Annotated in this window: 8 protein-coding genes; 4 read left to right on the top strand and 4 right to left on the bottom strand. The window is 69.3% G+C overall.

All coding sequences use genetic code 11. The features are described from left to right. Nucleotide 1 precedes the first annotated feature (1 nt). From OG878_RS04570 to OG878_RS04560, 3 genes are read left to right on the top strand one after another with little or no spacing between them, the layout of a single operon-like run. A complete protein-coding gene (locus OG878_RS04570; protein ID WP_328885547.1) occupies nt 2-1,951 on the top strand; it encodes a fumarate reductase/succinate dehydrogenase flavoprotein subunit in 1,950 nt (649 codons plus the stop codon). Continuing rightward, a complete protein-coding gene (locus tag OG878_RS04565; RefSeq protein ID WP_328885546.1) occupies nt 1,948-2,694 on the top strand; it encodes a succinate dehydrogenase/fumarate reductase iron-sulfur subunit in 747 nt (248 codons plus the stop codon). The genes OG878_RS04570 and OG878_RS04565 overlap by 4 nt, the downstream gene beginning before the upstream one ends. Nucleotides 2,695-2,734: 40 nt before the next feature. After that, nucleotides 2,735-4,267, top strand: a complete 1,533-nt coding sequence (locus OG878_RS04560; RefSeq protein ID WP_328885545.1) for an acyl-CoA synthetase — start codon at nt 2,735-2,737, stop codon at nt 4,265-4,267. Nucleotides 4,268-4,330: 63 nt separating this feature from the next. Here OG878_RS04560 and OG878_RS04555 read toward each other — a convergent pair whose 3' ends face one another. The 3 genes from OG878_RS04555 to OG878_RS04545 all read right to left on the bottom strand — a co-directional run bounded on the left by OG878_RS04555 (nt 4,331) and on the right by OG878_RS04545 (nt 12,674). Beyond that, the gene (locus OG878_RS04555) at nt 4,331-6,094 is read right to left on the bottom strand and encodes a glycosyl hydrolase family 18 protein (RefSeq protein WP_328885544.1); all 1,764 of its coding nucleotides are present in this window, start codon (nt 6,092-6,094) and stop codon (nt 4,331-4,333) included. Nucleotides 6,095-6,732: 638 nt separating this feature from the next. After that, nucleotides 6,733-9,921 carry a glycosyl hydrolase family 95 catalytic domain-containing protein gene (locus OG878_RS04550; RefSeq protein ID WP_328885543.1) on the bottom strand — a complete coding sequence of 1,063 codons (3,189 nt, stop codon included), beginning with the start codon at nt 9,919-9,921 and terminating at the stop codon, nt 6,733-6,735. Nucleotides 9,922-10,250: 329 nt separating this feature from the next. Continuing rightward, a complete protein-coding gene (locus OG878_RS04545; RefSeq protein ID WP_328885542.1) occupies nt 10,251-12,674 on the bottom strand; it encodes an excinuclease ABC subunit UvrA in 2,424 nt (807 codons plus the stop codon). 116 nt (nt 12,675-12,790) lie between these two features. Between OG878_RS04545 and OG878_RS04540 the strand changes: the two genes are divergently transcribed. Beyond that, nucleotides 12,791-13,279, top strand: a complete 489-nt coding sequence (locus OG878_RS04540; protein ID WP_328885541.1) for a phosphatase domain-containing protein — start codon at nt 12,791-12,793, stop codon at nt 13,277-13,279. Between the two features lie 15 nt (nt 13,280-13,294). On the opposite strand, the gene OG878_RS04535 is transcribed toward OG878_RS04540, so the two are convergent. Next, a complete protein-coding gene (locus OG878_RS04535; protein WP_327127988.1) occupies nt 13,295-13,510 on the bottom strand; it encodes a dodecin in 216 nt (71 codons plus the stop codon). Between the last annotated feature and the right edge of the window lie 201 nt (nt 13,511-13,711).

Genomic DNA, 13,711 nt, shown 5'->3' with positions numbered 1-13,711 from the left:
CATGACCGACTACTCCCACTACGAGACCGGCGCACCCGTCGTCGACACCAAGGCCCCCGAGGGTCCCGTCGCCGAACGGTGGGACACCCGCCGCTTCGAGGCCAAGCTCGTCAACCCGGCCAACCGGCGCAAACACACCGTCATCGTCGTCGGCACCGGGCTGGCCGGCGGCTCGGCCGGGGCGACGCTGGCCGAACAGGGCTACCACGTCGTCCAGTTCTGCTTCCAGGACTCGCCCCGCCGCGCGCACTCCGTCGCCGCCCAGGGCGGTATCAACGCCGCGAAGAACTACCGCAACGACGGCGACTCGATCCACCGGCTCTTCTACGACACCGTCAAGGGCGGCGACTTCCGCGCCCGCGAGTCCAACGTCCACCGGCTCGCCCAGATCTCCGTCGAGATCATCGACCAGTGCGTCGCGCAGGGCGTCCCCTTCGCCCGCGAGTACGGCGGCCTTCTCGACAACCGCTCCTTCGGCGGCGTCCAGGTCTCCCGTACGTTCTACGCCCGCGGCCAGACCGGGCAGCAGCTCCTCCTCGGCGCCTACCAGGCGCTGTCCCGGCAGATCGCCGCGGGCAACGTCGAGCTGCACGCCCGTACCGAGATGCTCGACCTGGTCATCGTCGACGGCAAGGCCCGTGGCATCGTCGCGCGCGACCTGGTCACCGGCAAGATCGACACGTACTTCGCCGACGCGGTCGTGCTGGCGAGCGGCGGCTACGGCAACGTCTTCTATCTGTCGACGAACGCCATGAACTCCAACGCCACCGCCATCTGGCGTGCCCACCGGCGCGGCGCGTACTTCGCCAACCCGTGTTTCACGCAGATCCACCCCACGTGCATCCCGCGCACCGGCGACCACCAGTCCAAACTGACGCTGATGAGCGAGTCGCTGCGCAACGACGGCCGGATCTGGGTCCCGAAGGCCAAGGGCGACAACCGCCCCGCCAACGAGATCCCGGAGGACGAGCGCGACTACTACCTGGAGCGCATCTACCCCGCCTTCGGCAACCTGGTACCGCGTGACATCGCCTCGCGAGCCGCGAAGAACGTCTGCGACGAGGGCCGCGGCGTCGGACCCGGCGGACAGGGCGTCTACCTCGACTTCGCGGAAGCCATCCAGCGGATGGGCAGGGCCAAGGTCGAGGAGAAGTACGGCAACCTCTTCGACATGTACGCGCGGATCACCGCCGAGAACCCGTACGAGACCCCGATGCGGATCTACCCCGCCGTGCACTACACGATGGGCGGACTCTGGGTCGACTACGACCTCCAGACCACGATCCCCGGCCTGTTCGCCATCGGCGAGGCGAACTTCTCCGACCACGGAGCGAACCGCCTCGGCGCCTCCGCGCTGATGCAGGGCCTCGCCGACGGTTACTTCGTCCTCCCGTCGACCATCAACGACTACCTGGCCCGCAACCCGCACCACGACGAGGTCGACGCCTCGCACCCCGCCGTGGAGGAGGCCCTCGCGGAGACCGAGGACCGGCTGAACCTGCTGCTCGCCGTCGACGGCGACCGCACCCCCGACTCCTTCCACCGTGAGATCGGCGAACTCATGTGGGAGTACTGCGGCATGGCCCGCACCGAGGCCGGGCTGCGCAAGGCACTCGACCGGATCCCCGAGATCCGCGAGGAGTTCTGGCGCCGCATCAAGGTCCCCGGCACCGGCGACGAGTTCAACCAGTCGCTGGAGAAGGCCAACCGCATCGTCGACTACCTCGAGCTCGCCGAGCTCATGTGCCTCGACGCCCTGCACCGCGCCGAGTCCTGCGGAGGCCACTTCCGCGAGGAGTCGCAGACCCCGGACGGCGAAGCCGCCCGCCGGGACGAGGAGTTCTCGTACGCCGCCGCGTGGGAGTTCAGTGCCACCGGCGAAGCCCCCGTCCTGCACAAGGAAGACCTCGTCTTCGAGTACGTCCACCCCACTCAGCGGAGCTACGCATGAAGCTCACCCTGCGCGTCTGGCGCCAGAAGAACGCCGACGCCCCCGGCGCCATGTCCACCTACCAGGTGGACGACATCTCGCAGGACATGTCGTTCCTGGAAATGCTCGACACCCTCAACGAGGAGCTCATCCTCGCCGGGGACGACCCCGTCGCCTTCGACCACGACTGCCGCGAAGGCATCTGCGGCGCGTGCAGCCTCGTCATCAACGGCGACGCCCACGGCCCGGAACGCACCACCACCTGCCAGCTCCACATGCGGTCCTTCCAGGACGGCGACACGATCGACATCGAGCCGTGGCGCGCCTCGGCCTTCCCGGTCGTCAAGGACCTGGTCGTGGACCGGTCGGCCTTCGACCGGATCATCCAGGCGGGCGGCTACATCTCCGCCCCGACGGGCACCGCACCCGACGCCCACGCCACCCCCGTGCCGAAGCCCGACGCGGACTTCGCGTTCGAGCACGCCGAGTGCATCGGGTGCGGCGCCTGCGTCGCGGCCTGCCCCAACGGCTCGGCGATGCTCTTCACCTCGGCGAAGATCAATCACCTCAACGTGCTGCCGCAGGGTGCCCCCGAGCGTGAGACCCGGGTGCTCGACATGGTCGAGCAGATGGACACCGAGGGGTTCGGCGGCTGCACGCTCACGGGGGAGTGCGCCACCGCATGCCCCAAGGGCATCCCACTGCCGTCGATCTCGGCCATGAACAAGGAGTGGCTGCGGGCGACCCGAAAAGTGCGCCGCTGAGGACTGACATACCGTCAACTGGCGGGGCTACCTTCGGAGCATGTATCCCGGAGCGCACGACCCCGCCAGGCCGGCCGTCGTCACCGCCGACGGCGGCCGGACCCTCAGCTACGGGCGGCTCGAAGAGAGATCGCTCAGGCTCGCCGACCATCTGCGGTCCGCGGGCCTGCGGCCCGGCGACCATCTCGCGCTGCTCTCCGACAACGACCCCCGTGTCATCGAGGTCTACTGGGCGGCGCTGCGGTCGGGCCTCTACCTCACGGCCGTCAACCATCACCTGACCGCCGAAGAAGCGGCGTACATCGTCCGCGACTGCGGCGCCAAGGCGCTGATCACCTCCGCCGCGCTGGGTGAACTGGCCGCGAAGGTCGATGCCTCGGTGCCGGAACCGGCGATCCGCCTGGTGTACGGGGAGGGCGGCGGCGCCGGCTCGTGCTCGTACGAGAAGGCGCTCGCCGCCGCATCGCCCGAGCCGCCCGGCCACCAGCCGCGCGGCACCGACATGCTCTACTCCTCGGGCACCACCGGCCGCCCCAAGGGCATCGAGCCCGTCCTGCCCGACGGCGACGTGCGCAAGGAGCCGAGTACCCTCGTCCAGCTCTTCCAGCCGATGTACGGATTCGGTACCGACACCGTGTATCTGAGCCCGGCACCGCTCTACCACGCGGCTCCGCTGCGCTTCTGCGGCGTCATCACGGCCACCGGCGGCACGGTGGTCCTGATGGACTCCTTCGACGCCGAGGGGGCACTCGCGGCGATCGAACGCCACCGGGTCACCCACAGCCAGTGGGTGCCGACCATGTTCGTGCGGCTCCTGAAACTTCCCGACGAGGTCCGGGCCCGCTACGACCTGTCGTCGATGAAGGTCGCCGTCCATGCCGCCGCACCCTGCCCCGTCGAGGTCAAGCGGCGGATGATGACGTGGTGGGGCCCGGTGCTGCACGAGTACTACTCGTCCACCGAGGGCAACGGGATCACGTTCATCGGCCCGCAGGAGTGGCTGCGCAAACCCGGCTCCGTGGGCCGCGCCGGGCTCCTGGGCGACGTGCGGATCTGCTCGGACGACGGCGCCGAGCTGCCGGCGGATGAGACCGGCACCGTCTACTTCGAGCGTGCGGAGCTGCCGTTCCGCTACCACAACGACGACGGCCGCACCCGCGGCGCCCAGCACCCGGATCACCCGTTCTGGACCACCACCGGCGACATCGGTCACGTCGACGAGGACGGCTATCTCTTCCTCACCGACCGCCGCGCCTTCACGATCATCTCGGGCGGAGTGAACATCTACCCGCAGGAGATCGAGGACGTCCTGGCCCTGCATCCGAAGATCACGGACGCAGCCGTGTTCGGAGTTCCCGATCCGGAGATGGGCGAGGCCGTCAAGGCGGTCGTACAGCCCGCCGAGGGGATCGAGGCAGGACCCCGGCTGGCCGCGGAGCTGATCGAGTTCGTACGGGACCGGATCGCCCACTACAAAGCGCCGTGCAGCATCGACTTCACCGACGCGCTGCCCCGGACACCGACCGGGAAGCTGGCGAAGTCGCGGCTGCGCGACGCGTACCGCACGTCGTGACTCGCGTGCCCGGTCCCGGGAGCCGCCCGCTCCCGGGACCGGGATTCCCGGATGGGGGACCGGTCAGGAGGTGACGGAGATGTCGTCGCCGTAGACCGTGCCCTGTGCGTACCAGCCGTGCAGATAGACCGTCACCGAACCTGTGGAGCCGGTGGTGACGGCGACCGTCTCCTTGGCCCAGCCGCTCGACGAGCCCCAGGTGCTGGCCGTCGCGTCGCCCCGCACCCCCAGGTAGCCGTAGTTGCCCTGCACCCAACCGCTCAGCGTGTACCTGGTGTTGGGCGACAGGGTCAGCTTCTGCGTGCACTCGCCGGTCTGTGAGGAGGTGGCGGCCGCCGCCAGCGCGTGCGAACCGCCGTGCACCGGGGTGGAGACGACGGCGCCGCCGCTCTCACAGCTCCACGGGCCGAGCGATCCGGACTCGAAGTCGCCGTTCACCAGCGCTCCCGTACCGCCGCCGGGTCCGGACACCGTGAGGGTGAAGGTGGCCGAGTGGGTGAGCGTACCGGCGGCTCCCTTCACCGTGATGGCGTACGTGCCCGGGGCCGTGGACGCCGAAGCGCCGACGGTCAGTTTCGAGGTACCGCCCGCGGTGACCGAGGCCGGGCTGAGCGTCGCCGTCACTCCGGCGGGCGCCCCGCTCGCCGTCAGCGCGACGGTCCTGGCGCTCCCGGAGGTCACCGCGGTGTTCACCGTCGCGGTGGTGGAGCCGCCCGGGGCGACCGTCGCCGAACCGGGTGCCACGGCGACCGAGAAGTCGTCCGTCGCGGGTGTCCCGCCACCCGTGAAGGGGGCGAAGGTATGCGAGAAGTACCAGGTGTCCTGCGCGATGCCGGAGCAGGTGTCGCTTCCGCCGGTGCCGGGGCAGCCGCCGTTGTCGCGCTGCAGCGCCCAGAAGGACAGAGTTCCGATGCCCTTGGAGACGGCCCAGTTGTAGACCGGGGCGGCATCGACGGTGGTGAACGTCTCGGCCGGCCCGTAGTCGTCGATGCCCGGCATCTCGATGATGCCGACCATGGACCACAGCTGGGCGGACGTCCTTCCCGGATACAGTCCGGCCAGCTGGTCGTGGAGGCCTGACGTCGCGGTCTGGGTGTCCATGGCCATGTTGTGCGCGGCGCCGTCGTAGTAGTCGAACGTCATGAGGTTCACGACATCGACCTTGGCGCCGTTGGACACGGCGTTCCGCAGGACCGCGAGACCGCTGTCGGCGAGACCGCTCGTGGTGGTGGGCAGGGTGTACGAGATCTGCACCGACCGGCCGTTGGCGGCGGCCCAGTCCTGCACCTTCTTGATCGCCTTGTTGCGCCGGTCGATTCCGGCGCTGTTCGTCAGGGAGTTGTCCTCGATGTCCATGTCGAGGCGGGACACGTCGTACGTCGTGATGACCTTCTCGTACGCCGCGGCGATCGAGTCGACGTTCGTGCAGCTGTCGGCGATCTCGGTGGCGCCGTTGTCGGCCGCGTACCCGCCGAACGACGGAATCACGTCGCCGCCGCGCGACCGCATGGTCGTGAAGTCGGCGCCGAACTGCGACTGGGCGATGGGCTGGCTCGATTCGCCGTTCCAGTACGGGGTGCAGGAACCCCTGGCTTCCGTCTGGATGAGGGCCATCGTCAGATACTTGGCGCCGGACGCCGCGGAGAGGGCGGCGGGACTGTCGCCGTTGTACGCCTCGAAGTACGGGGCGAAGACATGCGCGGGCAGGGGGGTGGCGGCGGTCGCGGCGGCCTGAGCTCCGGCGCCCGATCCGAGGACCAGTCCGGCGGACGCGACCGCCGTGGCCAGGGCGCAGAGGACTGCGCCGACTGTTCGTGAACGTCTCATGGGGATGCTCCCAGCGGGGTGGGACGACGGGCGGATTGCACGGTTCGGCCGCGTCCGGTGAGGGGCGCGGCCCGTTCCCTGTGAATCCCGGCCGGGGTCGCATGCCGTCACGCATCGATCGGCTGTGAGGGCATGCCCATGATTGGTCTGGACCAACTCGGGGTCAATGTTCTTTGCTGTTTCATGCCCCATTGCTTACCTGGAACAGCAACTCGCTATGCGTGGGCCTGAGTTGGATTACCTCGACATCGGCCGGACGCAGGCCGGCCGTCGGCTCGTCGAGTGGATAGAGGGTGGGGCCGCGGCGGGCGCGTTGCAGCTCGGCGGCCGGCTCGATCATCGGATCCGACGTCGGTTCTTGAGGAGCTCGCAGAACAGGCGCCCGGCTCGCGGCGTCCGGCACGCTCGCCGCGTTGCCGTAAATGCCCTGGTGGCTTCGCTACGAGGACTTTCCAGCGCCCGTGATCGCACGCACCGGATGTTGCGAGCTGAGCGGACTCCCATTTTTCGGGCTCTTCCTGCAGTCCCGGCAACTGCCTAGCAGGGCGCGTGTTCCGATGCCGGTCGGCACAGCCGGCGAAGAGACCGGCTGTGCCGACGGTACGGGCCGCGCTGCTCCGGCCGGCGGACGGGCGATGTCAGGGCTTGATCGGCTTCACCTTCGTGTCGACGCCGTTCACACGCACGGTGACGTTCCGCCGATTCCGCGCCCGGTCGGCAACGATCCTGTAGGACGTGACCTTCCCGTCGCGCCATTCACAGTGGACCTCGTAGCCGCCGCGGGCGCGGAGCCCGGTGAAGGAACCCTTGGCCTTCCATTCGTCCGGCAGGGCGGGCAGCAGGTGGATGACGCCGTCGTGGCTCTGCAGGAGCATCTCCGCCACGGCGCCCGAGATGCCGAAGTTGCCGTCCATCTGGAAGGGCGGGTGGTTGCAGAACATGTTGGGCAGAGTGTTGTAGGCCAGCAGTCCGCGCAGCATGATCTGGGCGCGGTGCCCGTCACCGAGGCGGGCGAAGAGGGCTGCCCGCCAGGGCCAGGTCCACGAGCGGCGGCTGTCGCCCGACACCGTCGCGGCGGTGAACGGGACGCCTTCCTTCTCGCCACATCGTGCCTTGAGCGAGACGAGGGCGGCAGCCGCGAAGTCGGGCGTCTTCAGGGTGATCTGGCGGCCCGGGTAGACCGCGAAGAGGTGCGAGGTGTGGCGGTGGATGTCGTCGGCGCTGTCGATGTCCTCCTGCCACTCCTGCAGCTGACCCCACTGGCCGATCTTGTTCGGCGCGAGGCGCGCCTGCATGTCCATGACCTTGGCCCGGTAGTCGGCATCTGCGTCGAGTGCCGCCTCGCAGTCGAGGTAGTTCTGGAACAGGTCCCAGATGATCTGCTGGTCGTACATGACGCCGTCCTCACGCGGCCCGTGCTCGGGGGACCAGCCGTTCGGCGAGACGAGGAGTCCGTCCTCGCGCTCCTTGAGGTGGTCCTCCCAGAACTCGCAGATTTCCTTGATCATCGGGTAGGCGACGGTGCGGAGGTAGACCCGGTCCTGGGTGAACGCCCAGTGCTCGTAAAGGTGCTGCGCGTACCAGGCGCTCGCGACGGTGTTCCACTCCCAGGCGTTGCCGCCGAAGATGCTCTGGCTGGTGCGGGCGGTCCAGCCGCGCGTGTCCTTGCCGAAGGCGTTGCGGGTCGCCACGCGGCTGGGCACCGCCACCTGTTCGATGAACCCGACGAGTGCCTCGTGGCACTCCGACAGGTTCGTCGTCTCGGCACCCCAGTAGTTCATCTGGACATTGATGTTCGTGTGGTAGTCGGAGGCCCACGCCGGCGTATTGCTGTCGTTCCAGAGACCCTGGAGGTTGGCGGGCAGCCCCTTCGGGCGCGAGGAACTGATCAGCAGGTAGCGGCCGAAGTCGAACATCGTCTGCTCGAGGGTCGGGTCCTGCCCACCCGCTGCGTAACGCACCAGCCGGGCGTTGGTCGGCAGGGAGACGACGGCGTCCTCGGAGGTGCCCCAGGAGGCGGAGACGCGGTTCATGAGGGTGCGCATCTCGGCGGTGTGCTCGTCGCGTATCTCTTTGTAGGACCGGGCGGCCGCCTTGCCGAGCGTCGCGGCGACGACCGGTTCCGGATCGGCTCCGCGCCACCCGGCGGCGGCGTCGAGCCTGTAGTCGGTGCGGGCGTCGAGGAGCAGGGTCAGGGTCGTGCAGCCGGTGAACCGGAGCACCGACCCGTCGGTGCTGAAGTCGCCGTCGCTGTGCACGACCTGGACGGTGCACGCGTGCTTGAGGCCGTTGCCCATGACACCGCTGAAAGCCGTCCGCCGGGCGTCGGCGTCGACGGTCGTCGGGGCCTGATCCTGTCCGGACGTCAGCGAGATCGTTCCGGAGAGTGCCCGGTCGCCGTCCGCCGTGTACCGGAAGACCATGACGTCCGCGGACCGGCTGGCGAAGGCCTCCCGCAGAACGCGCCGCCCCGGCTCGCCGAAACGGGTGACATGGACACCCTCGAAGTAGTGCAGGGCGCGTTGGTAGTCGACGAACGTGGACTGCATCCGCGTGTCGAACCCCTTGCCTTCGAGGACGACCTCCGCGATCTGGAAGCCGGCGGACGACTCGCCGGGAGTGAACGTGAGCCGGTAGGTGCGGTAGGCCGTGCTGTTGGTGATCCGGAAGGTCCGGGTCTCGCCGCGGCCGGCGAAGGGCGCGCCGGGGTTCTGCGTGTCGAGGGTCACCCAGGCCTGCCCGTCCTGCGACGCCTCGAGCGCCCATCGCCGGGGGTCGTCGTGCGGACGGTCCGGGGCCGCCGTCAGCGTGTACGAGGTGACGACGGTCGTGGTGGACAGGTCGGCCTGCCAGACGACCGCCGGTGCGACGGCGTCGACCCGCCAGACCGTGGCCGGATCGCGGTCCACCGAACGTGAGATGTCCGCGGCCCGACCGGAACCCTCGGAGTGCCCACTGGGCGACGACAGATACATCGAGCCGCCCCCGGCGAGGTCGACGCCGGACAGACCGATCTCGCTCACCTGGAAGTGACTGACCCCTGCCTTGGGAGCGAAGTCGAACCGGTAGAAGCGGTAGGCCGCGGTGTCGGCACAGGTGAATTCCTTCGTCTGGAACCGGCTCTCGAAAGGCGTCGTCAGAGTGCGGCTGTCCAGCCTGGTCCAGGTGGCGCCGTCGGTCGAACCGGAGAACGTCCACTCCTGCGGGTCGCGCTGCGGCACGTCGTTGGCACTCGTCAGACGGTAGGACGCGACCTCGACGGGGTCGGGGAGCTCGACCTGCCACTGCACCTTCGAGCCGGGCGTCTCGATGCACCACTTGGTGCTCGAGTTGCCGTCGTACGTCTTGTCGACGCCCTCTGTCGAGGAGGTGCGGTACGGTCCCCCCGGGGCCGTGACCTTCGCACGACGACCGAAGGCGACGACGACGTCTCCGAAGTTCCGGTACGAGCCGAAGCCGGTCATGCCGGTGTCGAAAGCGCTGTCCGGCTCGCCCGCGAGGGCGTTGTCGTAGTCGTTGACACCACCCCAGAGACTCTGCTCGTTGAACTGGATGCGCTCCTCGGAGGGGTTGGAGAAGAGCATGGCGCCGAGCCGGCCGTTGCCGATCGGCAGGGCCTGCGACTGCCAGTCCATGGCAGGGATCGAATAGTTCAGTGACGTGCGCGACAGGGTCGGCCACTGGACGGACGCCGGCGCGGCGGCCCCGGCGGCAACGGCTCGCCCCACAGGGATCCCCCCGGTCAGCTGAGTGATCAGCGGTGTGAGGGCGAGGGTACCGCCGAGCTTGAGGATGCTGCGTCTCTGCGGTTGGGGTTCATTGGTCACGAGAGACCTCCTGGCCCATTGATCGGTTCTTTGACGGGGAGATGAGAAAGATGCGTCGACGTGTGCCGAGGGCGAGGCCATTTCACTGGATGACAGATCGGATGTCTAGAGTGCGCGGCACTGTCTCTGCTGATCGCCTTCTCCCCAGGAAGGGCTGATTCTGTCGGTCCTGGTCCCGGGAGTCGCCCGCTCCCGGCACCAGGAGGTCTCGGGATGGCCGGCCGTGTTGATGCCCTTGGATACGGGCCCAGTTGAGCGTGCGTCGGCGGTGGTGAACGTCTCCGCCGGACCGCAGTTGTGGAAACAGGCCGGTTGAACCTGATGGGCCGTCAAGTAGACCTGAGGGCGGCAGCCAGGTACTGCGCGGTCCGACTGCCCGCGGCCCCGGCCACATCCACGGGCGGCCCCGCCGCGACGATCCGTCCGCCGCGGTCCCCACCGCCAGGACCGAGGTCGATCACCCAGTCCGCGCCCGCGACGACCGCCATGTCGTGCTCCACGACCACCACCGTGCTGCCCGCGTCGACGAGCCCGTGCAACTGCCGCATCAGCACCTCGACATCGGCCGGATGCAGTCCCGTGGTCGGCTCGTCGAGCAGATACAGGGTGTGGCCGCGGCGGGTGCGCTGCAGCTCGGCCGCCAGCTTGATCCGCTGCGCCTCACCGCCGGACAGCTCCGTCGCAGGCTGCCCCAGCCGCAGATAGCCGAGCCCCACGTCGAGCAGCGTCCGCAGACTGCGCTCGGCGGCGGGTGTCCCCGCGAAGAAACCGGCCGCCGACTCCACCGTGAGGTCCAGCACCTGCGCGATGTTCAGCCCGCGCAGCGTCACTTCCAGCGTCTGCGGGTTGTACCGGGCACCGTGGCAGTCCGGGCACGGCGCGTACGTACTCGGCAGGAAGAGCAGCTCGACCGAGACGAACCCCTCGCCCTGGCAGGTCTCGCACCGCCCGCCCGCCACATTGAACGAGAACCGCCCTGACTTGTAGCCGCGCTCGCGCGCCGTGTCGGTCGCGGTGAACAGCTTCCGTACGACATCGAACAGTCCGGTGTACGTGGCCAGATTGGACCGCGGTGTACGCCCGATCGGCCGCTGGTCGACCTGGACGAGACGGTCCACCGCGTCCAGCCCGTGCGCCGACGCACACCCCGGCGGGGGCCGCTCTGCGGGTGGTCCGGCGGTCGTGGCAGCCTGCCGGTCGGCGAGCAGCCCGGCGAGCACCTGGCCGACCAGGGTCGACTTCCCCGAGCCGGAGACACCGGTGACCGCAGTGAACACCCCGACCGGAAACGCGGCGTCGACACCGCGCACATTGTGCCGGTCCACACCGATCAGCTTCAGCCACCCGGAGGGCGTACGTGGCTCCCGCACCGGCACCGCGGTCGCGTCGAAGAGGAACCGCCGGGTCGCCGACTCCATCACGTCGGCGAGCCCGGCCGGTGGACCGCTGTACAGCACCCTGCCCCCGTGCTCACCGGCCAGCGGCCCCACATCGACCAGCCAGTCCGCCCGCCGCACCACGTCCATCTGATGCTCCACGACGAAGACCGAGTTCCCGGCCTCCTTCAGCCGGCCGAGTACCCCGAGCAGCGACTCGGTGTCCGCCGGGTGCAGACCGGCCGACGGCTCGTCCAGCACATAGACGACCCCGAACAGCCCCGACCGCAGCTGCGTGGCGAGCCGTAGCCGCTGCAGCTCACCGGAGGAGAGCGTCGGAGCCGTGCGGTCGAGACTGAGATAGCCGAGACCGAGTTCGGTCACCGTCCCGATCCGGGCCAGCAGATCCGCCGTCAGCACCCGCGCGGTGTCGTCACCGCCCGCGGCGACGAGCACCTCGGCGAGGGCCGCGAGCGGGAGCGCGGCCAGCTCGGCGATCGTGCGGCCCGCAAAGGTCACGGCCATGGCCTCCGGGCGCAGTCGGCTGCCACCGCAGACCGGGCACGGGACACTGGTCAGGAAGCGCTCCGCCTTGGCCCGCAGGGTACGGCTCCTGGAGTCCGCGAAGGTGTGCATCACCCACCGCCGCGCGCTCAAGTACGTGCCCTGGTACGGGCGCTGGATCCGGCCCGCCTCGCGCACCGGATGGACCGTCACCACCGGCTGCTCATCGGTGAAGAGGATCCACTCGCGGTCCTTCGCATCCAGCTCGCGCCAAGGGAGGCCGATGTCGTACCCCAGTGCGTCCAGCACGTCGCGCAGATTCTTGCCCTGCCAGGCGCCCGGCCAGGCTGCGATGGCACCGTCGCGGATCGACAGCGAGGGGTCGGGGACGAGGAGCTCCTCGGTCGTACGGTGGATGCGGCCCAGGCCGTGGCACTCCGGGCAGGCCCCGGCGGCGGTGTTCGGCGAGAACGCGTCGGAGTCCAGCCGCTCGGCGCCCGCCGGATACTCCCCGGCGCGCGAGAACAGCATGCGCAGCGAGTTGGACAGCGTGGTGACCGTGCCGACGGAGGACCGGGCGCCGGGCGCGGAGCGGCGCTGTTCCAGGGACACGGCCGGCGGCAGCCCCGTGATCTCGCCGACCTTCGGCGCACCGACCTGGTGGATCAGCCGTCGGGCGTAGGGCGCGACGGACTCGAAGTAGCGGCGCTGTGCCTCGGCGTAGATCGTCCCGAAGGCCAGCGAGGACTTCCCGGAGCCGGAGACGCCGGTGAAGACGGTGAGTGTGTCACGCGGAATGTCGACGTGGACATCCTGCAGATTGTGCTCGCGGGCGCCGCGCACCCGGACGTACGGATCGTGGGGGGTGGGCATGTGCGCGGTCTCCGTACGGATCTGGACAGGCTGACGAGGGAGGGCGGACGTTCCGGTTCCCGGCTTCGGCGGCGATCGAGCTCCGCCCCGTGTCCGCCGGACCTAGGGTGGCGTGTGTGACAGACGACGCCCGGCCGCTGGCCGTATTCGACCTGGACGGCACGCTCGCGGACAGCGGCCACCGGCAGCACTTCCTGGAAGGGGCCCGGCGGGACTGGAGCGGCTTCTTCGCCGCCGCCGTGGACGATCCGCCGCTCGACGAGGGCGTACGGCTGGTGCTGAGCAGCGCCGAGGCGTGCGAGATCAGATATCTCACCGGACGGCCCGAACGCTGCCGCCGGGACACCGTGGCCTGGCTGGCGGAACAGGGCCTGCCCGAGGGGCGGGTGTACATGCGCCGCAACGACGACCGCCGGCCGGCCCGCCACACCAAGCTGGAGATCCTGAAGCGGCTGGGCCGGGAGCGTGCGGTGCGCATGCTGGTCGATGACGACGAGCTGGTCTGTGATGCGGCCGAGCAGGCCGGGTTCGCCGTGGTGCGGGCCCGCTGGGCGACGGTCTCGGCGTCGATGAAGGATGCGCAGGAGCGCGAAGGGCGTACGTGATCCCGCCGGGCCGGTTCAGCTCGTCTCGTCGAGTCGGAAGCCCACTTTGAGGCCCACCTGGTAGTGCTCGATACGGCCATCCACGATCTGCCCCCGTACCTGGGTGATCTCGAACCAGTCGAGATTGTGCAACGTTTCAGAGGCTCTCGCCACACCTCTGCGGATGGCGTCATCGACTCCTTCGTGGGAGGTTCCGACGATTTCGGTGACCCGATAGGTGTGATTGGACATCTTGTGTCTCCCTTCGTCCTTACCACGGTGCCCCACCTGGCGCGGGTACGCGAGGGGATGCTGGGGAGAATGTGTCGTGAACTCTCCTTGACCTAATCGAAAGGTCCATACCAAAATCCAGCCACGCCCGTGCGAGCACCGCCCGCAGTCCCCCCACATCGGGTTCTGACTTTGTCGTGCTGTCTCGCAGAAGGTGACCCT

Origin of the sequence: Streptomyces sp. NBC_00316 (genome assembly GCF_036158715.1) — a bacterium.
Classification (GTDB): Bacteria; Actinomycetota; Actinomycetes; order Streptomycetales; family Streptomycetaceae; genus Streptomyces.
This window is presented reverse-complemented; position numbering and strand designations above follow the sequence as displayed.

What these genes read in the sequence shown, in the direction of transcription:
- OG878_RS04570 (WP_328885547.1), top strand. Translation starts at nt 2, where the DNA reads ATGACCGACTACTCCCACTACGAGACCGGCGCACCCGTCGTCGACACC.
- OG878_RS04565 (WP_328885546.1), top strand. Translation starts at nt 1,948, where the DNA reads ATGAAGCTCACCCTGCGCGTCTGGCGCCAGAAGAACGCCGACGCCCCC.
- OG878_RS04560 (WP_328885545.1), top strand. Translation starts at nt 2,735, where the DNA reads ATGTATCCCGGAGCGCACGACCCCGCCAGGCCGGCCGTCGTCACCGCC.
- OG878_RS04555 (WP_328885544.1), bottom strand. Translation starts at nt 6,094, where the DNA reads ATGAGACGTTCACGAACAGTCGGCGCAGTCCTCTGCGCCCTGGCCACG.
- OG878_RS04545 (WP_328885542.1), bottom strand. Translation starts at nt 12,674, where the DNA reads ATGCCCACCCCCCACGATCCGTACGTCCGGGTGCGCGGCGCCCGCGAG.
- OG878_RS04535 (WP_327127988.1), bottom strand. Translation starts at nt 13,510, where the DNA reads ATGTCCAATCACACCTATCGGGTCACCGAAATCGTCGGAACCTCCCAC.